We start from the raw sequence: 20,686 nt of genomic DNA on the forward strand, positions 1-20,686 counted from the left end.
TTGGCTTCAAGGTGGTGCAGGGCGGCGGCACCCCGCCGCCACGCCCTCACCCCTCTAGCCATTCCACCCGCAGCGTCACCACCGGCGCGGCCACCGCCGGGTGGTCGGCCAGCGCGTGCACGGCGCTGTCCACCGTGGCCTGGGCCACGGCGTCGGTCAGCATCAGCACCTGCGCTTGTGCCTCGGGGCCGCTGCCAGCGGGCAGCGCCTGGTCGCGAGCCAGTTCCACGCGCTGCACTGGCACCTGCTGCGCTGCCAGCCATGCACTCACCTCTTCCATGTGCTGCGCAGTGTGCACGGGCACGCGCAGGTAGTGGCGGGTGTGCACGGCTGCGCGTGGCAGCACGGCCAGTTGCTCATTCACCGCGTGGGCGTGAAAGCCCTGGTGCGGCACGCGCTGTGCGGGCGTGGTGCCCTGCAGCCGGGCCACGTCCACCAGGTCGGCAATCACGGCCGATGCGGTTTGCTCTGACCCTGCGCCCGCGCCGTAGAACATCGTCACGCCAGCGGCATCGCCCTTCACCATCACCGCGTTCATCGAGCCATTCACCTGCGCCAGCAAATGCGTGGCGGGCACCAGCGCGGGCTGCACGCGCAGTTCCACGCCATCGGCATCGCCCTCCTTGCGCCGGCGCGCCACGCCCAGCAGCTTGATGCGAAAGCCCAGTTGCTCAGCACAGGCCACGTCCAGCCCCTGCAGGCGGGTGATGCCCTCCACCTGCGCATCGGCAAAACGCACCGGCATGCCAAACGCATTGGCTGCCAGCAGCGTGATCTTGTGCGCCGCGTCGATGCCTTCGATGTCGAAGGTCGGATCTGCTTCGGCATAGCCCAGCGCCTGCGCTTGCGCCAATGCTTCGGCAAAGCCCAGCCCCTCTTCGCGCATCTTGCTCAGGATGAAATTCGTGGTGCCGTTGATGATGCCCGCCACCCACTCGATGCGGTTGGCCGTGAGGCCCTCGCGCAGCGCCTTGATGATGGGAATGCTCACGGCCACCGCGCCCTCATACGCCACCGCCACACCGTGCTGTCGCGCAGCGGCAAAGATTTCATTGCCGTGCGTGGCCAGCAGTGCCTTGTTGGCCGTGACCACGTGCTTGCCCGCGCGGATGGCGGCCAGCACCCATTCGCGTGCGGGGCTGGTGCCGCCCGCCACTTCCACCACCACATCCACATCGGGGTGCGTGGCCACCAGCATCGGGTCGTTGGTCAGCGCGGCATCTCTGCCCACCACGCGCATCGCACGGGCCAGGCTGCGGGCGCACACCATCACCAGCTTGATACCCCGCCCCGCGCGCCCCGCAATCTCCGCCTGGTTGCGTGCCAGCACGCGGAACGTGCCCGAGCCCACGGTGCCAATGCCAATCATGCCCACGCGCAGCGGGCGGGGTGCCAACGCGGCGGCGTGGCTGGACTGGGGCTCAAGACTCTCGACAGGATCGCGGTACATCGGCTTCTCCAAACATCAAACGAACGAACAAACACGACTTGCGCAAATCGGGTGCAACAGCCGGATTGCCCTGGGGCAAACCGCCTGCCTCAGCCCTGTTTTGCGCAAGGCATAAAAAAACCCAGCTGCCAGAGCTGGGTTTCGTGCATTCGTCTTGTGGGGGAAGAGAGAGCGATCACCAGGTGGCTGCCGAAACGGCCACCTGCGCTGCGCTCAGGTGGCCGCGGTGGTAATGGTGATCATCATTCGTGCACCCATCGCCCGCGTGAACGCAGGCAGCATCATGCCCATGCACGCAAAGGCTGCGGCAGGTGCGATGACGGTAGATGGAGTGAACGACATGAGGCGGTCAGTGTAGCGCACCGCCCCAGCCCCGTCACCTGCGCACGGCGCGAGGGCGCTTGCAGGCAATCGTCGCTATTGTTTTAAGAGCTAGTGTGGTGTCTCAAAAATAGATAGAACTATTTTGACCGGTGTTGGTCGAATCAGCTTCCTTATAGGAGACTACGCTGATGGCCCACCCTGGACGCCCCGCCACGAAGCTGCAGATCACCGATGCCGAGCGCGCAGAGCTGCATGCGCGACTGCGCGTACGCAAAGCGCCCGAGGACGAGAAGCTGCGCATGCGAATCGTGCTGGGCTGCGCAGATGGGGAGTCGGGCACCATGATTGCCCAACGCTTGGGCACGACGGTGCAAACTGTCTCCAAGTGGCGGCGGCGCTACCGGGCGTATCGTCTGGCGGGTTTGACCGATGCCCCGCGCGCTGGCCGCCCGCGCAGTGTGGGCGACGAGCAGGTTCAGCTCATTGTGGACAAGGTTCGCCAGAGCAAGCCTGACAACGCCACGCACTGGAGCGTGCGCCAGATGAGTCGGCACGCTGGCGTATCGCCCGCGACGGTGCAGCGCATCTGGCATGCCTTTGGGCTGAAGCCGCACCTGCAAGAAACCTTCAAGCTATCGACGGATCCCCATTTCGTGGACAAGGTACGGGATGTGGTGGGGCTGTATATGGCACCACCCGATCGCGCCTTGGTGCTGTGCGTGGACGAGAAGAGCCAGATCCAGGCTCTGGATCGCACCCAACCAGGGTTACCACTGACGTTTGGCAAACCCAGCATGCGCACGCACGATTACAAGCGCCATGGCACAACGTCGCTGTTTGCAGCGCTGGATGTGGCCACTGGCAAAGTCATAGGACAGCTCAAGCGCCGTCACCGCAGTGTGGAATTCCTGCAGTTCCTCAAAGCCATCGATGCAGCGGTGCCTGGCGAACAAGACATCCACCTGATCATGGACAACTACGGCACGCACAAGACGCAGGCAGTGCGGGCCTGGCTAGCAGCCCATCCTCGCTACCACGTTCACTTCACGCCCACCTCAGCGTCCTGGCTCAATCTGGTCGAGCGTTTCTTTAGCCAGATCAGCGAGCAGTGGATCAAGCGCAGCGCCCACACCAGCGTTGCTCAGCTGGAGCAATCCATACGGGAATACATTGATCGTCACAACGAGGATCCCAAGCCGTTCGTGTGGCATAAAAGTGCGGACACCATCTTGGCATCTGTGGCGCGGGCAGCTAGCTCTATTATTTGATGCTTACTTTTGAGACACCACACTAGCGGCGCTTGCTGTACGGGCCCCAGTGCCTGTTTTTGCTTGAAGCCGCTGTGGCCCGGGCCCGTTCAGGGCACCCGTTGTGCTTCCAGCGTGATCTCTGGCACCGCGGCCAGCGCTTTCGACAAAGGGCAATGGGCCTTGGTATCGGCCGCCAGTTTTTGAAAGGCCGCGTCGTCCAGGCCCGGCACCTTGGCCTTCAGCGTGAGCGCAATGCGGTCAATCACAAACCCGTCGCCGTCCTTGCTCAAGCGCACGCTGGCGGTGGTGTCCACAGATTCGGTGGCCACGCCCGCCTTCTCGGCCGCGAATGAAAACGCCATCGTGAAACAGGCCGCATGGGCCGCGCCCAGAATCTCTTCGGGGTTGGTGCCCTTGCGGTCGTCGCCAAACCGGCTGGCAAAGCCGTAGGGGTAGCGGTCCAGCGCGCCCGTCTCGGTGCTGATCTGGCCCTGGCCTGCCTTGCCGGCCCCTTCCCAGTGAACGCTGGCTTTCTTCTCAGACATGGTGAACTCCTTGGTGTGCTCGAGCCCTGGGGCTCCCAAAGGCCCCATCTCATCACGGCTGCGCTGGCTTGGCTGTGGGACAACGCCGCATCGCAATCGCATCAAAAGGGCAGCGCACCGCACACAGCGCACAGCCCGTGCAGCCCTGCGCATCGTCCAGCACCGACCGCTTTGGCCCCCAGCGGCTGTCCCCCAGCACCTGCAGCGACAGCACATGCGGCGGGCACACCGCCACGCACCAGCCGCAGCCCGTGCACCGGGCCGGGTCAATCACCGGCAGGGCGACTGCCTTCATGGCCGTGGCGGTGTGCCGAGGATTACCTCAGCCCCCGCGCCGCCCATACGCGCAGTAACCCGGCTTGGGGCTCTTCTTCTGCGGATGCAGGCGGCAAGTCTCCGGCCGCTGGTCATACACCGTGCACAGCCGCGTTTTGGGGTCGAGAAAGTTGCAATCCCCACTGCCCCGCCGCGCCATGGTGAAGATCACGTTCTTGTGGTTGAAGTGGTCAATCAGCCGCGCCTTTTGCAGCCGCTTGGCAATGTGTCGGGGCTCCTCGTGCTCGGCCTCAAACGCATCCACCAGCCCCAGCCGTACCAGGTCTGACAGCTGCACCTCCAGCGGCATCGTGCAGCAGTTGGCCGCGCAGGTCTCGCACAGCCCCGCGCGGTAGCGGGACCAGGTGTCCAGGCGGTCAACGTCAACGATGGCGATGGGGGAGCGCATAGGGGTGATGGGGCTATCTGTTGGGTCTCTTGGAACTCAAATATCCGTTCGGGCTGAGCTTGTCGAAGCCTTGCGCAGCACTTGAACAGGTCCTCAGGCCTGCCCATCATTGTCATTCACCCAGGTTCGCACAGCGCGGTGTACGGTGTCTGTGGGCAAGAACTCCTGCTCCAGCCGTCCTCTGGCTTGCGCGCGCAGGTGCGCTTGCAGTGCGGCTTCTTCGGGCGTCTGTGCGCCTGAAATGGGCTCGGGGGCGTGCACCGGTTCGGCCACTGCCAGGTGTTGGTGGGCGCTAAAGGTGGCGCGATCCATCAGCAGCGCGTGCAGGTGTGGCAGGTGGTGGCGGGCCGTGGCCAGCATGCGCAAACCCCAGGTGTCCAAGTCGCCCCAATAAGCCACGCTGCGCTCTTGCAGCCAGGGTGCGGCCAGCCAGCCCAGGTTCAGGCCCGCGCCCAACACGGCGATCGTGTCCTGCACTGGCGCGGGCAGTTGGTGCAGGCAGCGTTCGTTTTCTACCAGCAGGATGCGGCTGCCGGGCAGTGGCGTGGTGAGCAGCTCGCTGGCGCGCACGCGCATTTGCGCAAAGGGCAGCAGGCCGGGGGCCAGCGGGGCGATGAGCAGCCAGTGGTCGTCTTCGGGCAGCGCGCCCAAAAAGCCCACCAGCCCCTGGCGGCTGGCTTCGCCGTCAAAGCGCTCGTCCAGCAGGGCGGTGAGCAGGCTGGCGTGGCGTTCAAAAAACTTGGTGTCATTGCCCTGCACCGCCAGTGCGCGCAGGGGTTTGCCTTGGGCGCAGCCGGGCTCCAGTTGCAGGGCCATGTGCGCTGCGGCCATGACCGCATCGACGGGCACATCGCGCCACTGCACCAGGCGGCGCACCAGCAGGCGCTGAAAGCCGGGGCGCTCTACCCCGGCGATGAGGGTGCTGAGCCGGGCGTAGTCGCTGTGGACTTGCGCATGCCCCAGCACCTTGAAGTGGCGGATGGCGGCGATGCACTGCGAGGGTTTGGCCAGTTGCCAGTGGGTGGGCACGGCAATGGCGTCGCTGCTGCCCCGGTAGCGCCGCTCTTGCCATTGCACATGGCCCAGGCCGTCCTGCTCTACCGCCCGCCACTGCTGCAAATGGCTGCGCAGCGCGGCGGCGTCGTTCAAAAAAACGGCCGTGTCGGGCTGGCCGATGGGCAGGGTCAGCGGCCATGCCGTGCCACCGCCCAATAGCTGGCGCTCACGCCAGTCGGCGCTGTGCCATTGCTGGGCCAGTTTGGCGGCCAGGACTTGTGGCGACTTCATGCCGCATTGCCAGAGGAAGTGCTTTGCGCGCTGCGGCGAAAGGCGTCAATCTCCTCCCAGCGCAGCGATGCCAGCGTGGCCTGTGCGCCGCGCCGGTGCACCACCACGGCGCTGCGCGTGTGGTTGCGCAGCAGGCGCACTTCTTTGTTGGGGGTGACGAACAGCGCGTGCAGGCCAAACTCGCGCAGCGCCTGGATGATGCGCGCTGCCACGGCCTGCGAGCTTTTGGAAAACGCTTCGTCCAGCACGATGGTGCCAAACACCGGGCGGCTGGCGCCGCTGGGGCACAGCGCGTAGCTCAGCGAGGCGGTGAGCACGTAGCTGGCGATGATTTCTTTCTCGCCCCCGCTGCCGCCTTGCGATCCGGTGCGCCGCTCCAGCATCTGGCCGCTGGCCCGGTCGAGCACCAGCACGGCAAATTGCAGGCGGTAGCGGGCGTCCAGCAGCGCTTGCGCGGCCTTGCTGCGGCGGTTGCTGGCGTGGGTTTGCAGCATCTCCACGATGGCGCGCAGCGCCCGGTAGTGGCTTTGGCCGCCATCGTCGCGCAGGCTTTCGGTGCGCAGCTGGGCCTGGGCACGGTTGAGCTCTTGCAGGCTTTGGTGGACGACGGCGCGGGGCTCTAGCTGCAAATACCGGCCGGGCTGAAAGTCCACGCGCTGCAGCGTTTCGTTGAGCTGGGCAATGCGCTCTTCAATGTCGGTCACCTGCGCGGCGATGCCGTTGAGCAGGGTGTCCACGCCCTGCTGCGAGGTGTTGTTGAGGTATTCCTGAAACCGCTGGCGCTTGTGCGGCAGGGCTTCTTCTTCCAGCGCTTGCAGGCGCTGCAGGTAGTGGGGCAGCGCCTCCACCTCTGGCCCATGGTCGGCCAGTGCGCCCCGGTCTTCGTGCTTGGCTTTGCCCATTTGGCGCACGATGTCGGTGTGCAGGGTGTTCAGCTTTTTGCTGGCCTCGGCGGCTTTGGCTTGCACGGTGGCGCTGGCGTCGCGCTCCTGGGTTTCGAGGTTGTCGCCATCCAGCGCGGGCAGGCGGTGCCCGGCGCGGGCCAGATTCGCCGCAAAGTCTGCGGCCAAGTCCGCCGCCACCACGGCCCCGCCAGCGCTGCGTGCCTGGTAGGCGCTGTGCTTCTTTTGCGCGGCGGCCCGCAAGGTGTCGTCTTGCGTTTGGGCTGTTTGCAGTTCGCGCAGTTGCTCCTCTGCCGCGCGGGTGTGCGCTTGCGCTGCGTCCCAGCGGTGTTTGGCCTGCGCGGTGTCTGAGCCGGGGTGCAGCAGCGCCTGCAGTTGCTGCGCTTTGTGCTGCCACTGTGCCTCGGCCGCCGCCGTGTCCAGGTCGTCGTGCTGCAGCGCTTGCAGGGCGGCCCACAGTTGGCGTTGTTCGTGCGCCTGGCGCTGGGCGTTCAGGGTTTGGGTCTTTTGGGCCTCTAGCGCTTGATATTCCAGCGCAAGCTGCTCTCTTTGTTGTAGCAAATGCGCGAGCCGGTCGCGGTTGTCAAACCCCGTCATCCAGTCCTGGTCCAGCCGCTTTTGGTCCTGCTTGTCGAAGTGGCCCGATTGGCTGGACATCAGGCCCTGCGCCGTCATGGCGTGGGGTGTGCGCTCCAGCGTTTGCACATCGGGCACGCAGTGGCGGTCCAGGCCGTGCAGCAGGTGGCGCAGCGTGTTCAGGTGCGCGGCGGGGGTAGCGGGCTTGAGGTTGAGCTTGCGCGCAAAGCCGTCGGGCATGAACGCTGCGGGCGTGGCATCGCGCACTTCCAGCAGGCGCACATGCAAGCGGTTGTGCCGCTGGTTCACCCATTGCAGCGCGGTGTGCATTGCCGCCTGCGGCACCAAAATGCGCAGGCGGTGGCTGCCCAGTGCGCGCTCGATGGCGCCGCGCCACGCTTGTTCGGCCTGGCGCACTTCCACCAGCTCGGCAGCAAAGGGCAGGTCGGTTTCGGGCAAGCCCAGGTGCTCGGCCAGCTCGGCGCGAAAGCGCTGGAACTCCATCGGCAAGTTGGAGCCAGGGCGCTGGCGCACGGCCTCGTATTCGGCCTGGGTCTCGCGCAGGCGGGTGTGGGCGTTGTGGGCCTGGGCGATGGCGTGTTCGGCGCTGGCCTGCAGCTCGGCCTGGCGTGCGTCGATGTGCGCCATCGCCGCCTGGGCTTGGGCCTGGTGGTGGGCGAGGTCGTTGGCACTGGCGTTGTCACCCAGCCCGAGGTTGCGCACCAGCGCTTGGTACTGGGCCAGATGGCCTTCGATGCGGGCCAGCGCTTGGCGGGCGTGGTCCATGTTCTCGCGCAGCACATCGATGTTGGCGCCACCGGCTTGCAGGTAGAGGCCATGCAAGTCCTGCTCGTGCTTGCGTGCGGTATCCACATGCTGCTGCGCGGCTTGCAACAGTGCATCGCGCTGCGCCATCTGTGCCTGCAACTGTGCCACGCGCTGGCCCCACCATTGCACGCCCTGCGCTGCAAACCAGTGCGGTAGCTGCTGCTGCAGCGCCTGCAGGTGCGCCAGGTGCTGGGCCTGCTGCTGCTCGCGCGTGGCCAGATCGCGCAGCGGCAGCAGCGACACATACTGCGCATTGGCCAGTTCCAGGTCGGCGTGGATGGAGGCCAGCTCGGCAAAGCCATCGACCACCTTCTGCGCATCGTCAAAGGCCGAGTGGTCGTCCAGCACCAGCTCGCGAAAAATTTCGTCGATGCTGTTGAGCTGCTTGAGGCCCGCCGCCCGGTTGAGCAGCGTGAAGGCGTTGGGGCCCACTTCAAAAAAGCTGTGCAGCTTGGCCAGGTAGGGTGCCTTGCTGCTGAACATCTGCAGGCCGTCGCTGTCTTTGGCCAGCCGCGTCAGGGCCTTGGCACCGCCGCTGTGCTGCTCTTCCAGCCACAGGTCCAGGCTGTGCTGCGCGCCTTGCGCAAAGAACCAGCGCTTTTGCATGTCGCTGGCCGACTGGCTGCTGCCGTCAAACCACAGCAGCGCGCCCAGCCACACCGTCTCTTGGCCCGCCGCACCCTGGCGCACCAGCCTGGCGGCCACGCCTGTGGTGCAGCGCCCGGCGCGTGCAATGTGGTCGCCGCTGTCGTTGCCCTGGCCGCTGGCACCGCGCACATAGCTCACCAGATCGCGGTCGCTCTCGTGCCCGCCGGTCGAAGCCAGGTTGTAGCGCGGGCTGGCGCACAGCAGCGTCATCAGCGCATCGACCAGCGTGGTCTTGCCGCTGCCCGTGGGGCCGATGATGGCGCTGTTGCCGGGGTCAATGGCCACCTGGTGGCGGCCTGCAAACGCGCCCCAGTGGTACAGGTGCAGCTCTTGCAGTATGAAGGAGGCGTTGGCGCTCATGGTGTGCCTTCTGCGTTGCCTGCGCTGCCCTGGGCACCGCCCTGTTCGGCCAGCGCACGCAGGCGCAGCAGCAGCGTTTGCAGGTTCTCGGGGTTGAGCAGGTGCACGATCATCGGGCGGATGGTGATGCAGTCTTGCGCATCCACCTCGCTCACCATGCCGTGTGTGCGCAGGTTCTCCAGCAGCTGGGTCAGGCGCTTGCGCTCTTGCATGTCGCTGCCCGTGCTACCCAGGTAGGTTTCGAGCTGCGGCAGCAGGCTATCCACCGTGACGCGCACCACCGCGCCGGTGCCGCTTTCTTGCTCGCGCTGCAAAAACTCGCGCCGCAACAGGGCCAGCAGCAGCGATTGCTCCAGCGTCAGCCGCTGGCGCTTCATCAGCGGGTGCGTCCAGTCGTCCTGCTCGCTCTCGTCGGTGTCGTCGCCCGCGTAGTCGGGCACCACGGCCAGAAAGGCCAGGCCGCGCACATCGTCCACCACTACGCGCAGGTCCAGCGGCTCCAGCAGCGCATCGAGCAGTGTGGTTTGCGCCGCAATCAGGTTAAACAGCTTCGGCTTGGTCGCAGATTCGAGCCAGCCGTGCGCTAGCAAAAACTGTAGCGCCTGGCGCGCGTTGGGCGGTGTTCTTGAAATGCTATGTGCTGCAATGCGGCTTTCAACAAGCGCAGGCAGCTCTTCTTTTGATAGCGATTGTTCTGCTTGCGCACCCGCACCCTGTGCGGCCATGCGGTCAAAAATATCCGGCTCCTGCTGCATCACAGCTCCCACTCTCTTTGCGCCAGTTGCGCGCCATCCAGCGCCACGCGCGGCACGGTAAAGCGCCAGTGCTGGCTGCCGTCTTCTGTGTCGATGTGCTCCTCGCCCGGTTGCAGCTCCACCCCGGCCTCCCGTGCCATGGCCAGCCACAGCGCAAAGGTCTCCAGGTCGTGCTCGCCCGGTGGCAGTGCGGCGGCCAGCTCCGCCAGCGACATGGGCTGGCCACGGTCTGCCAGCGTTTGCAAGGTGCGTTGCACCAGCGCGTCGCGGTCCAGTCCTTCAAAGGCCTGCCAAAACTCGTTGTCCATCTGGCCCAGGTCGGCGTAGGCCGTGGTCAGCAGCAGTTCTGCCTGCTCGCCGCCGTCGAGTGATTTGATACGCAGCCGTTCCACCAGCGGCACGCTGCCCATTGCCACGCCCAGCGGCGGCAGCGGCGCGCTTTGGCGGCGCACGGCCTGGCGCTGCCAGTCGATGCGCAGGGCCTGCTCCAGCACGTCGTTGAGCAACTGGCCCACGCGCTGGTTCTCGGCCGCCTGGCCGGTTTTCATGAACTGGCTGACTTCGCGCTCGCTGCGCGCCCGCACGGCCTGCACCACCTTGGCTTCTTTGATGAGCTGCTGCACCAGCAGGCGCAGCGTACTGTGCTGCAGGCCATCGAGCGCCTTGCCCGCAGCCGGGTGCGCCAAAATTTGGCGAATGCGTTGGCGCATCTCGGTCAGCTCGGTTTGCTGGGACAGTTGCTGGTGAAAGCTGTCGAACACGCGGCCCTCTTGCGTGTTGAGCAAGTTGGCGTGGCCGTCGAGCAGCTGGTCCATCACCGCGCCCCGGTGGTGGCGGGCGCTGATGATGGCCTCGCGCAGCGCACGGTCGGCCTCGCGCCATGAATCCTCCACCCGGCGAAAGTCGGCGCGAAGGCTGACGGAGAGTGCATACACCTCGCGAATGCCTTCCACGGCCTGCTCGGGTGTCAGCTCTGCGATGCGCCCCGCCTGCACATCATCGAGCTGCTGCTGCAAATCGGCCATGCGGCGCTGCAGATGCTCGGTGCGGCTTTGCGGGTCGGGGTTGAGCGCGGCGGCCAGGTTGTCGATTTCGCGCTGCACCACGGCCAGGCGCGATGCGGTGGAGGTCATCATCCGCCCATCGAGCTGCGCAATGAAGCGCAGAGCGGTTTTCAGCGCATCGGTCTCAAACACCCGCCCCTCACGCTCTACCACCAGCCCGCGCCGTATCCACTCGCGCACCTCGCGCCGGGCCTGGCTCAGGGTGTCGTCGCTGTCGATTTCAAAGTCCACCTCATTGGCATGCATCGCCAACATCTCCGCCAATGCCTGCACGGCAGCATCGAACGGTACGCCATCGCGCTGGTGCTCAAACAGCGCGTCCAGGCAACTGAGCACCAGCGGCGCCCGCCGCGAGGCCAGCAGCAGCCACGCCGGGTGCTGCTGGCGGGCGGCGATGTATTGGTGGGTGCGCTGCTGGTTGAGGGTTGGCATATGCGAAGCCGGAGATGTTCCAATGGTTTGCGCCAAGTATTCAACACTTTTCACACGGGAGGACACACACGATGGCAAATCACATGGGCGATGCGGAGTCGCGTGTCGCAGTGCTGGTGGACTGCGACAACACCAGCCCTGAGATTTTGGAGTACGCGCTGCGCGTTGTGGCGCAGTTTGGTCGTGTAGTTCTGCGCAGGGGCTATGGCAACCATAGTACGTTGGCCAACAAGTGGCAGGAAGCGCTGGTGCGCCTGGCGTTCACTCCATGCCTGCAGTACCAGTACGCGGCGGGAAAAAACACGTCCGACCTTGCTTTGGCGCTGGATGCCATGGAAGCGCTGTTCGACGGCCGCGCGACGACGTTCTGCATCGTCACCAGCGACTCTGATTTTGCCTATCTGTGCCGCAAGTTGCGAGAACGGGGCGCGACGGTGCATATCGTGGGTGAGGCCAAGTCGCCCGATGCGCTGCGCAACGCGAGCGACCAGTTCTTTGAATGGGTGAAACCTGCGCCGGAATCCGAGCTTACGGCAGCAGAGTCTGTCGCGCTCAAGCAACCCAGCAAGGCTGAGCTAGTCAAGCCAGCCCCCAAGCTGCGCCCCAAGTTCATTGTGGAAGCAGTCACGCTCTTGGCAGCAGACACCCCCGAAGGCAACGTGAGCGTAGGAGGGTTGGGTTCCTACCTCAAGCGCGCGGATCCGTCGTTTTCTCCCAAGAGCTATGGTCACTCAGGACTGCTCGACATGCTCAAGACCTACGACTTGTTGAAGGTCCAACAAGAGACAGGAGGGCACTGGACTGCCCGACTAACGGAGAAGCCAACGGTGTAAAAGCCACGCGAACCATGAAAATCGAAAATGGCGTTTTCGATTTTCATGGTGAATCGTTTTCGTCAAACGTCGATGTTTCCAGCGCGCAAGGCGTTGGTTTCAATGAAGTCCCGGCGCGGTTCCACCTCATCGCCCATCAGCATCGTGAACACGCGGTCGGCCTCGATCGCATCGTCGATCTGCACGCGCAGCAGGCGGCGCACGTTGGGGTCCATTGTCGTTTCCCACAACTGCTCGGGGTTCATTTCGCCCAGGCCCTTGTAGCGCTGGCGGCTGGTGGTGCGTTCTGCTTCGCTGATCAGCCACTTCATGGCCTGGCGGAAGTCGCTGACCTTTTCTTCCTTCTGCTTGTCGCCTTCGCCACGCATTACCTTGGCGCCTTCGGCCAGCAGGCCGCGGAAGGTTTCGGCGGCTTCGGCCAGGGCGGCGTAGTCGGCGCCGTGCACGAAGTCTTGCGTGATGACGCTGCTCTTGATGTTGCCGTGGTGGCGGCGGCTGATGCGCAGCAGGGGCTTGTCGGTGCGGGCGTCGAATTCACCGGCCACTTCGGCGGGCGCGCCGGTGGTGTTCAACTCGCGCAGCTTGGCTTGCAGGGCCACGGCGCTGGCTTCGGCGTCTTGCACGGTGTCGAGCTTGAGGCTCACGCCGTCGGCAATCGCACGCAGGGCTTCGGCGTCCATGAAGTTGCCCAGGCGGGCGATGACACTTTCAGCGATCTGGTGTTTGCGCGCCAGCTCGGCCAGGGTCTCGCCGGTCAGCGTTTGTGGGTTGGCGCCGCCGGTGGTCACGCTGGCGTGGTTCAGCGCAATGCGCAGCAGGAAGCTGTCGAGCGCAGGGCCGTCCTTGAGGTACAGCTCTTCCTTGCCTGCCTTGACCTTGTACAGCGGTGGCTGGGCAATGTAGATGTGGCCGCGCTCGACCAGTTCGGGCATCTGGCGGTAGAAGAAGGTGAGCAGCAGGGTGCGGATGTGGGCGCCGTCCACGTCGGCGTCGGTCATGATGATGATGCGGTGGTAGCGCAGCTTGGCCACATCAAAGTCGTCGCCGCCCGTCGTGCCACCGGCCTTGCCGATGCCGGTGCCGAGAGCCGTGATCAGAGTCAGGATTTCGTTGCTGGTGAGCAGCTTTTCGTAGCGGGCTTTTTCCACGTTCAGGATCTTGCCGCGCAGGGGCAGGATGGCCTGGAATTTGCGGTCGCGGCCCTGCTTGGCAGAGCCACCGGCGGAGTCACCCTCGACGATGTAGATCTCGCACATCGCCGGGTCTTTTTCCTGGCAGTCGGCCAGTTTGCCGGGCAGGCCCATGCCGTCGAGCACGCCCTTGCGGCGGGTCATTTCGCGGGCCTTGCGGGCGGCTTCGCGGGCCTTGGCGGCTTCGACGATCTTGCCGCAGATGATCTTGGCGTCGTTGGGCTTTTCCTGCAGGTAGTCGGTGAGCAGCTTGCCCACGATGTCTTCGACCGGCGCGCGCACTTCGCTCGACACCAGCTTGTCTTTGGTCTGGCTGCTGAACTTGGGTTCGGGCACCTTCACGCTGAGCACGCAGCACAGGCCTTCGCGCATGTCGTCGCCGGTGACTTCGACCTTGGCCTTCTTGGCCAGCTCGTTTTCTTCGATGTACTTGTTGATGACGCGGGTCATCGCGGCGCGCAGGCCTGTCAGGTGGGTGCCGCCGTCACGCTGGGGGATGTTGTTGGTGAAGCACAGCACCTGCTCGGTGTAGGCGCTGTTCCACTGCATGGCCACTTCCACGCCGATGTGCGTGCCGGGGATGCCGCCGTAGCTCTCGGCCGGGCGTTCGCCTGCGGCGTAGAACGAGGTGGGGTGCAGAACGGTCTTGCCCTTGTTGATGAATTCGACAAAGCCGCGCACGCCACCGGCGCCCGAGAAGTCGTCTTCCTTGCCGCTGCGCTCGTCCTTGAGGCGAATGCGCACGCCGTTGTTCAAAAACGAGAGTTCGCGCAGGCGCTTGGCCAGGATCTCGTAGTGGAAGTCGTTGTTCTCTTTGAAGATTTCCGTGTCGGGCAGGAAGTGCACTTCGGTGCCGCGCTTGTCGGTCTCGCCAGTCACCTTCATGGGGCTGACTTCAAAGCCGTCCACGGTGTCGAGCAGGCGGTTTTGCACAACGCCGCGCGCAAATTCGAGCTGGTGCACCTTGCCTTCACGGCGCACCGTCAGGCGCAGCCATTTGGAAAGGGCGTTCACGCAGCTCACGCCCACGCCGTGCAAGCCGCCCGACACCTTGTAGCTGTTCTGGTTGAACTTGCCGCCCGCGTGCAGTTCGGTCAGGGCGATTTCTGCCGCCGAGCGTTTGGGCTCGTGCTTGTCGTCCATCTTCACGCCGGTGGGGATGCCACGGCCGTTGTCGGTCACGCTAATGGAGTTGTCGGTGTGGATGGTGACGACGATGTCGTCGCAGTGGCCGGCCAGGGCTTCGTCGATGGAGTTGTCGACCACCTCGAACACCAGGTGGTGCAGGCCGGTGCCGTCGCTCGTGTCGCCGATGTACATGCCGGGGCGCTTGCGCACGGCCTCCAGGCCCTCAAGGATGGTGATGGCGCCTTCGCCATAGCTCTCGCTGGCCCCTGCCTGGTTGGTGTCGATCTTGGTGAGTGTGGGCTCAACATGGCCGGAGACGCCGGTGGCTTCGGGCTCGGAAGGAATGTTGTCAACGGTCATGGTGGGCCTTGGAATCCGTGGAGACTTTGGGGGTCTCGCAATTGGTCAATAAGAGTCAAATCAGCTTCTAGGGCAGGTGGGATAAGCGCTAGCAGCTACAAATTAAATAGCAATTTCGGTGGCTTGCAAAAGGGGATACGGCACCCGAAGGTGCCGCATCACGCATGGCGCGCCGGTCAAATGCGCATGGGCATCACCACGTATTTGAAGGTGTCGTTGTCGGGGATGGTCATCAGCGCCGAGCTGTTGCCGTCTTGCAGGTCGATCTTGACCATGTCCTGGCCCATGTTGGCCAGGGCGTCGATGAGATAGGTCACGTTGAAACCGATCTCGATGGTGTCGCCGCCGTAGTCGATGTCGAGCTCGTCCACCGCTTCTTCCTGCTCGGCGTTGTTGGACGCCACGCGCAGGGTGCCGGGCTCGATGTTCAAGCGCACGCCCTTGAACTTGTCGCTGGTCATGATGGCGGTGCGCTGCAGGCTGGCCAGCAGCGGCGCGCGGCCCAGGGTCACGCTGTTTTGGTGGTTCTTGGGGATGACGCGGTTGTAGTCGGGGAACTTGCCTTCGACCAGCTTGGTCACGAACTCCATGCCGCCAAAGGTGAACTTGGCCTGGTTGTTGGCAAACTGCATCTCGATGTGCGGCTGATTCTCGCCACCCGCATCACTCAGCAGGCGCTGCAATTCGATCACGGTTTTGCGCGGCAGGATGACTTCCTGCTTGGGCACTTCCACATCCAGCGTGGCGCTGGCAAAGGCCAGGCGGTGGCCGTCGGTGGCGACCAGGCTCAGGGTCTTGCCCTCGGCCACAAACAGAATGCCGTTGAGGTAGTAGCGAATGTCCTGCACCGCCATGGCAAACGACACCTGGCCCAGCAGGTCCTTCAGCGTCTTTTGTGGCACGGCAAACACGGGGCCGAAGGCGGCAGATTCCTGCACCAGCGGGAAGTCTTCGGCGGGCAGGCTTTGCAAGGTGAAGCGGCTCTTGCCGCCCTTCAGGATCAGTTTGGACTGCTGCGACTCCAGGCTGACGGTCTGGTCACCGGGCATGGTCTTCAAGATGTCGATGAGCTTGCGTGCGCCCACGGTGGTGGTGAAGTCGCCCGTGTCGCCACCCAGTTCGGCCGTGGTGCGGATCTGGATTTCGAGGTCGCTGGTGGTCAGCTGCAGCGCATTGCCGGTTTTGCGGATCAGCACGTTGGCCAGGATGGGCAGCGTGTGCCGACGCTCCACGATGCCCGCCACGGACTGGAGTACCGCGAGAACCTTATCTTGTGTTGCCTTCAGGACGATCATGTCATCAACCTCTTGTGGTTTTTAGGACGGTGCTTGGACAGCAGCGGCGCCGGTCGCGCCTCCCCGTGCTGCACAGCACGCCATTTTGCCCTTGAACAGGGGCAGCAAAGTGTTTGTAGTGGGCGTGGTTTGCACGGAGGCGTCAGCCTTTGAGCGTCTGCTCCAGCACATGCAGCTGCTGGTTCAGCTCTGTCAGCTGCTGGCGCTCCGCAGAAATCTTGCGAACCGCATGCAACACGGTGGTGTGGTCGCGCCCGCCGAACAATTCTCCAATTTCTGGAAGGCTTTTTTGCGTCAGCTCCTTGGCCAGGTACATCGCAATCTGGCGTGGCCGCGCAATGCTGGCCGGGCGCTTCTTGCTGTACATGTCGGCGACCTTGATCTTGTAGTAGTCGGCCACCGTTTTTTGAATGTTTTCCACAGAAATTTGCCGGTTCTGAATGGACAGCAGATCTCTGAGCGCTTCGCGCGCCAGCTGGATCGAAATTTCCTTCTGGTTGAAGCGCGAATACGCCAGGATTTTGCGCAGCGCACCTTCCAGTTCGCGCACGTTGGAGCGCACGTTCTTGGCCACGAAGAAGGCGACTTCCTCGGGCATCTCCGTGCCTTCAACGCGCGCCTTGTTGATCAGGATGGCCACGCGCATTTCCAGCTCGGGCGGCTCAATCGCCACCGTCAGGCCCGAATCAAAGCGCGACACCAGCCGCTCGTGAATGTTGGCCAAGCCCTTCGGATACGTATCCGAAGTCATCACGATGTGGCTCTTTTTGGCCAGCAGGGCTTCAAAGGCGTTGAAGAACTCTTCCTGCGTGCGATCCTTGTTGGCAAAGAACTGCACGTCGTCGATCAGCAGCAGATCGAGCGAGTGGTAACGCTCTTTGAACTCGTCAAAGGTGCGGCGCTGGTAGGCCTTGACCACGTCGGACACGAACTGTTCGGCGTGGATGTAGAGGATCTTGGCGTCGGGCTTGTCTTGCAGCAGGCGGTTGCCCACAGCGTGCACCAAGTGGGTCTTGCCCAGGCCCACACCGCCGTAGATGAACAGGGGGTTGTACAGGTGCCCAGGCATGCCTGCGACGTGCATTGCTGCAGAGCGCGCCATGCGGTTGGCCGTGCCTTCCACCAGGGTTTCAAACGTGAGTGCGGGGTTCAGCCGGTTGCGGAAAGCGCCTGCGCTGCTGTCATCGCCGCCTCCATTGTTGGCCCCGGGCGTGCTTTGCCCGCCTTGTCCGTGGGTGGTGTCAGAGGCTTGGCTGGAGGATGGTGCTGCGCGCTGGTCTTGGGGCTGCGATGCCGGGCGCACGTAGGTGCGGGTGACGGCTTCGCGCTGGGCAATGGCCAGCTCCAGCGTGACTGGCTGGCCATACAAGCCTTCGAGCAATGCGGCGATGCGGCCTGCGTACTGGGCACGGATCCAGTCGAGTTTGAAACGGTTGGCCACCAGCAAGGTGACCTTGGAAAAATCTTCCGCCACCTGGGCCACCAGCGGCTTGATCCAGGTGTTGAATTGCTGCTCAGGAAGGTCTTGGGCCAGCTGTTCCACGCACGCCTGCCACAGGCCTTGTCCGGCATCTGAGCCTGAGGGTGCGTTGGGATTGCGGTGAGGTTCCTCGGTCATTGCAAGAAGTGTTTTTATTGTGGATAGGAGGAACGGGAAGAGGGGTGCGATTGTAGCTTGTCAAGGAGTTATCCACAATTTGCCGGGCGGTGACTTGGGGGCTGCGCTACGGGGCTTTGTGGGCCATGTTGAGTCCGCGAAGGGCCTTCATGCGACGGCCAGCAAGTGCGGGAATCGAATGGAAATTCCACTGACCCCCTATGGCTGGAGGGAAGGAAAATTGCCAGGGGCATTGCCAGAACCCAAAGAGGCTGCGATAATTTTGGGTTTCCCTGAATGTGTTCAGGGTGATTTGACCCGGCGCGCCGTTATTTCTGCCCCAGAGGTCTGTGCACACCGCACTGCAATCGCAGCTGCCGGGCACGGGTTTGAGGGGGTTCAAGAGCAGCAGTCCGGAACTGAACCTCAAGGAATAGCAACATGAAACGTACTTACCAGCCTTCCAAGACCCGTCGCGCCCGCACCCACGGCTTCCTCGTTCGCATGAAGACCCGCGGTGGCCGCGCTGTGATCAACGCACGCCGCGCCAAGGGCCGTAAGCGCCTGGCTGTCTAAGGCCAAACCACCCACCGGCCTGCTCCCCGGTTTGTACCGTCAGGTCCTGAACGGGGTGCTCGCATGCAACGGCTGAAAACCCGTCCGCAGTTCCAGGCAGCCATGGCGGGGGGCACTGTCTCCCGTACAGCGCATTTTGCGTTGCACCGCCTGGCACTCACTGCCAGCGACGTGCCAGTGGTTTCCGCGCCACCTTCAGGGCCCGGTTCTTTGCTTTTAGAGCAAGGACCGCAGGCCCTGTTTGGCGTTTCTGGCGTTTGGCTGGGCGCTATGGTGCCCAAGCGTTGGGCCCGCCGTGCCGTCACGCGCAACACCATCAAGCGGCAGATTTACGCGGTGGGTGCTTTGTTCGAAGCCCGTTTGCCGCAGGCCGCCCATGTGGTGCGCCTGCGCACGGCGTTTGACCGCAAGCAATTCGCCAGCGCCAGCTCGGACCAGCTCAAGCAGGCTGTGCGCGCTGAACTTTTGCAATTGTTTGGTCAGGCAGCCAAGCGTCCGCCGGTTGCTGGCAGCAGTGCACAGCGGGACACCACGGCAGAGACTGCGCCATGATGCGAGCCCTGCTGATCGGTGTGGTCAAAGGCTATCGGCTGATACTCAGTCCCTGGCTGGGATCTGCCTGCCGGTTTGAGCCCACCTGCTCAGCGTATTCTTTGCAAGCCTTGCAGCAGCATGGCGCTGCTGCTGGCAGTTACCTCACGCTGCGCAGGCTGGTACGCTGCCACCCTTGGTGTGACGGCGGCTGCGATCCCGTGCCTGCGGAATTACCGCGTGGCATGCGATTGTTTTCGCGGCTGAACCCTTCCAACACCCAACCATCTTCACCAAAGAAGTCTTCATGAACGACATTCGCCGCACCATCTTGTGGGTGATTTTTGGCTTTTCCATGGTTTTGCTGTGGGACAAATGGCAATTGCACAACGGCAACAAGGCCACATTCTTCCCGTCGCCTGCCGCGGTGGGAGCCGCAGCCCCGGCAGCCGGAGCCTCGGCGCCGCTGGCCGGTGCAGCCAGCGTGCCAGCTTCCACCGCGCCTGCAGTCGCGTCCATCGGCGCCTCGGCCGTTCCCGGAACGCCTGCGCCAGCAGCTCCTGCAGCGCGTGAAAAAATCGAAGTCACCACCGACGTCTACCGCTTGACGTTTGACGGCGAAGGCGGCTCGCTCACGCACGCTGAGTTGTTGAAGCACGCGGACATGACCGACAAGGCGAAGAACTTTGTGCTGTTTGACGAGAGCACACAGCGCGTCTACGTCGCACAAACGGGCCTGATCGGTGGCAGCTTCCCCACCCACAAAACGGTGATGACTGCCGTGCCTGGCCCCCGTGCTCTCAAGGACGGTGAAAACGAGCTGACCATTCGCTTTGAATCGCCTGAGCAAGGCGGCGTCAAGCTGGTCAAGACCTGGACGCTCAAGCGTGGCGCTTACGACATCGCCGTCAAGCATGAAGTGGTGAACGTGGGCAGCTCCGCAGTTTCGCCACAGCTGTATCTGCAACTGGTGCGCGATGGCAACAAGCCGCCAGGAGAGTCTTCGTTCTACTCCACCTTCACAGGCCCTGCGGTGTACACCGATGCCAAGAAGTACCAGAAGATCGAGTTCAAGGACATCGAAAACGGCAAGGTGGACATTCCCAAGGAGTCCCCCAACGGTTATGTAGCCATGGTGCAGCATTACTTCGCCAGCGCCTGGCTGCTGGCTGATGGCGTGCAACGTGAGCTGTTCACCCGCAAGGTGAGCGATAACCTGTACTCGGTCGGCATGATCACGCCACTGGGCAACATCGACCCCGGCACGACCAAGGCGGTGGATGCCCGCCTGTTTGCAGGCCCCCAGGTCGAAACCATGCTGGAGAAGCTCTCCACAGGCCTGGATCTGGTCAAGGACTATGGCTGGCTGGCCATTCTGTCCAAGCCGCTGTACTGGCTGCTCGACCAGCTGCACAAGCTGCTGGGCAACTGGGGCTGGTCCATCGTGGCCCTGGTGCTGTTGCTCAAGATAGCCTTCTATTGGCTCAATGCCAAGGCTTACGCCAGCATGGCCAAGATGAAGGCCATCAATCCCAAGATCATGGAGTTGCGAGAGCGCCTGAAGGACAAGCCGCAGCAGATGCAGCAAGAGATGATGCGCATCTACCGTGAGGAGAAGGTCAACCCCATGGGTGGCTGTTTCCCCATCATGATCCAGATCCCGGTGTTCATCGCCTTGTACTGGGTGCTGCTGTCCAGCGTGGAAATGCGCAATGCGCCCTGGATTGGCTGGATCCACGACCTGTCGGCTCCCGATCCATTTTTCATCCTGCCGCTGCTGATGACGCTGTCGTCGCTGCTGCAGACCGCCCTGAACCCTGCGCCGCCAGACCCGATGCAGGCCAAGATGATGTGGTTCATGCCACTGATCTTCAGCGTGATGTTCTTCTTCTTCCCCGCCGGCCTGGTGCTGTACTGGCTGACGAACAACATCCTGTCGATTGCCCAGCAGTGGATCATCAACACCCGCATGGGCGTGCCACCGCAGTTCAACCTGCCCAAGTTCAAGTGATCCTTTGTTGATCGCGAGAA

General features: G+C 63.6%; 18 protein-coding genes. 6 read left to right on the forward strand and 12 right to left on the reverse strand.

Features of this window, described 5'->3' with window-relative positions; translation table 11 throughout:
* Window positions 1-46 precede the first annotated feature (46 nt).
* Window positions 47-1,450 carry a homoserine dehydrogenase gene (locus tag BDD18_RS08290; protein WP_142082643.1) on the reverse strand — a complete coding sequence of 468 codons (1,404 nt, stop codon included), beginning with the start codon at window positions 1,448-1,450 and terminating at the stop codon, window positions 47-49.
* A 213-nt stretch (window positions 1,451-1,663) separates the two neighbouring features.
* Window positions 1,664-1,792, reverse strand: coding sequence for a hypothetical protein (locus tag BDD18_RS22745; RefSeq protein WP_276490502.1), 129 nt, complete (start codon window positions 1,790-1,792; stop codon window positions 1,664-1,666).
* Between the two features lie 170 nt (window positions 1,793-1,962).
* On the opposite strand from BDD18_RS22745, the gene BDD18_RS08295 reads away from it, so the two are divergent.
* Window positions 1,963-3,042, forward strand: a complete 1,080-nt coding sequence (locus BDD18_RS08295) for an IS630 family transposase (RefSeq protein WP_142082646.1) — start codon at window positions 1,963-1,965, stop codon at window positions 3,040-3,042.
* Between the two features lie 89 nt (window positions 3,043-3,131).
* Here the strand turns inward: BDD18_RS08295 and BDD18_RS08300 are convergent, their stop codons facing one another.
* The 7 genes from BDD18_RS08300 to BDD18_RS08330 all read right to left on the reverse strand — a co-directional run bounded on the left by BDD18_RS08300 (window position 3,132) and on the right by BDD18_RS08330 (window position 11,145).
* Window positions 3,132-3,569, reverse strand: coding sequence for an OsmC family protein (locus BDD18_RS08300; RefSeq protein WP_142082648.1), 438 nt, complete (start codon window positions 3,567-3,569; stop codon window positions 3,132-3,134).
* Window positions 3,570-3,621: 52 nt separating this feature from the next.
* A complete protein-coding gene (locus tag BDD18_RS08305; RefSeq protein WP_066693893.1) occupies window positions 3,622-3,864 on the reverse strand; it encodes an ATP-binding protein in 243 nt (80 codons plus the stop codon).
* A 27-nt stretch (window positions 3,865-3,891) separates the two neighbouring features.
* Entirely contained in the window at window positions 3,892-4,293 is a 402-nt protein-coding gene (locus BDD18_RS08310; protein WP_142082650.1) for a YkgJ family cysteine cluster protein, read from the reverse strand.
* A gap of 93 nt (window positions 4,294-4,386) precedes the next feature.
* On the reverse strand, window positions 4,387-5,580 hold the full coding sequence (locus BDD18_RS08315; protein ID WP_066693905.1) for a Wadjet anti-phage system protein JetD domain-containing protein: 1,194 nt from the start codon (window positions 5,578-5,580) through the stop codon (window positions 4,387-4,389).
* The gene (locus tag BDD18_RS08320; protein WP_066693909.1) at window positions 5,577-8,894 is read right to left on the reverse strand and encodes an ATP-binding protein; all 3,318 of its coding nucleotides are present in this window, start codon (window positions 8,892-8,894) and stop codon (window positions 5,577-5,579) included. Before BDD18_RS08320 ends, BDD18_RS08315 begins: the two co-directional genes overlap by 4 nt.
* Window positions 8,891-9,649 carry a DUF4194 domain-containing protein gene (locus BDD18_RS08325; RefSeq protein ID WP_211360727.1) on the reverse strand — a complete coding sequence of 253 codons (759 nt, stop codon included), beginning with the start codon at window positions 9,647-9,649 and terminating at the stop codon, window positions 8,891-8,893. The genes BDD18_RS08320 and BDD18_RS08325 overlap by 4 nt, the downstream gene beginning before the upstream one ends.
* Entirely contained in the window at window positions 9,649-11,145 is a 1,497-nt protein-coding gene (locus BDD18_RS08330) for a DUF3375 domain-containing protein (RefSeq protein ID WP_142082652.1), read from the reverse strand. The genes BDD18_RS08325 and BDD18_RS08330 overlap by 1 nt, the downstream gene beginning before the upstream one ends.
* A gap of 71 nt (window positions 11,146-11,216) precedes the next feature.
* On the opposite strand from BDD18_RS08330, the gene BDD18_RS08335 reads away from it, so the two are divergent.
* Entirely contained in the window at window positions 11,217-11,978 is a 762-nt protein-coding gene (locus tag BDD18_RS08335) for an NYN domain-containing protein (RefSeq protein ID WP_142082655.1), read from the forward strand.
* Between the two features lie 62 nt (window positions 11,979-12,040).
* On the opposite strand, the gene gyrB is transcribed toward BDD18_RS08335, so the two are convergent.
* From gyrB to dnaA, 3 genes are all read right to left on the reverse strand, one after another.
* Window positions 12,041-14,656 (reverse strand): DNA topoisomerase (ATP-hydrolyzing) subunit B, encoded by a 2,616-nt coding sequence (gyrB, locus tag BDD18_RS08340; protein ID WP_142082657.1) that lies wholly within the window; start codon window positions 14,654-14,656, stop codon window positions 12,041-12,043.
* Between the two features lie 176 nt (window positions 14,657-14,832).
* Window positions 14,833-15,951 carry a DNA polymerase III subunit beta gene (gene dnaN / locus BDD18_RS08345; protein ID WP_142082659.1) on the reverse strand — a complete coding sequence of 373 codons (1,119 nt, stop codon included), beginning with the start codon at window positions 15,949-15,951 and terminating at the stop codon, window positions 14,833-14,835.
* A 142-nt stretch (window positions 15,952-16,093) separates the two neighbouring features.
* Complete coding sequence (gene dnaA / locus BDD18_RS08350) at window positions 16,094-17,569, reverse strand: chromosomal replication initiator protein DnaA (protein WP_142082661.1); 1,476 nt, start codon at window positions 17,567-17,569, stop codon at window positions 16,094-16,096.
* Window positions 17,570-17,989: 420 nt separating this feature from the next.
* On the opposite strand from dnaA, the gene rpmH reads away from it, so the two are divergent.
* The 4 genes from rpmH (at window position 17,990) to yidC (ending at window position 20,666) form a co-directional block, all read left to right on the forward strand.
* Window positions 17,990-18,124: a 50S ribosomal protein L34 gene (gene rpmH / locus BDD18_RS08355; RefSeq protein ID WP_005798102.1), complete on the forward strand. Its 135-nt coding sequence runs from the start codon at window positions 17,990-17,992 to the stop codon at window positions 18,122-18,124.
* Window positions 18,125-18,187: 63 nt separating this feature from the next.
* Complete coding sequence (locus tag BDD18_RS08360) at window positions 18,188-18,676, forward strand: ribonuclease P protein component (protein WP_142082662.1); 489 nt, start codon at window positions 18,188-18,190, stop codon at window positions 18,674-18,676.
* The gene (yidD, locus tag BDD18_RS08365; protein ID WP_084601360.1) at window positions 18,673-18,966 is read left to right on the forward strand and encodes a membrane protein insertion efficiency factor YidD; all 294 of its coding nucleotides are present in this window, start codon (window positions 18,673-18,675) and stop codon (window positions 18,964-18,966) included. The genes BDD18_RS08360 and yidD overlap by 4 nt, the downstream gene beginning before the upstream one ends.
* The gene (yidC, locus tag BDD18_RS08370; RefSeq protein ID WP_142082664.1) at window positions 18,963-20,666 is read left to right on the forward strand and encodes a membrane protein insertase YidC; all 1,704 of its coding nucleotides are present in this window, start codon (window positions 18,963-18,965) and stop codon (window positions 20,664-20,666) included. Before yidD ends, yidC begins: the two co-directional genes overlap by 4 nt.
* The last annotated feature ends 20 nt before the right edge of the window (window positions 20,667-20,686 follow it).

Source organism: Acidovorax temperans (assembly GCF_006716905.1).
GTDB classification, from domain to species: domain Bacteria; phylum Pseudomonadota; class Gammaproteobacteria; order Burkholderiales; family Burkholderiaceae_C; genus Acidovorax; species Acidovorax temperans.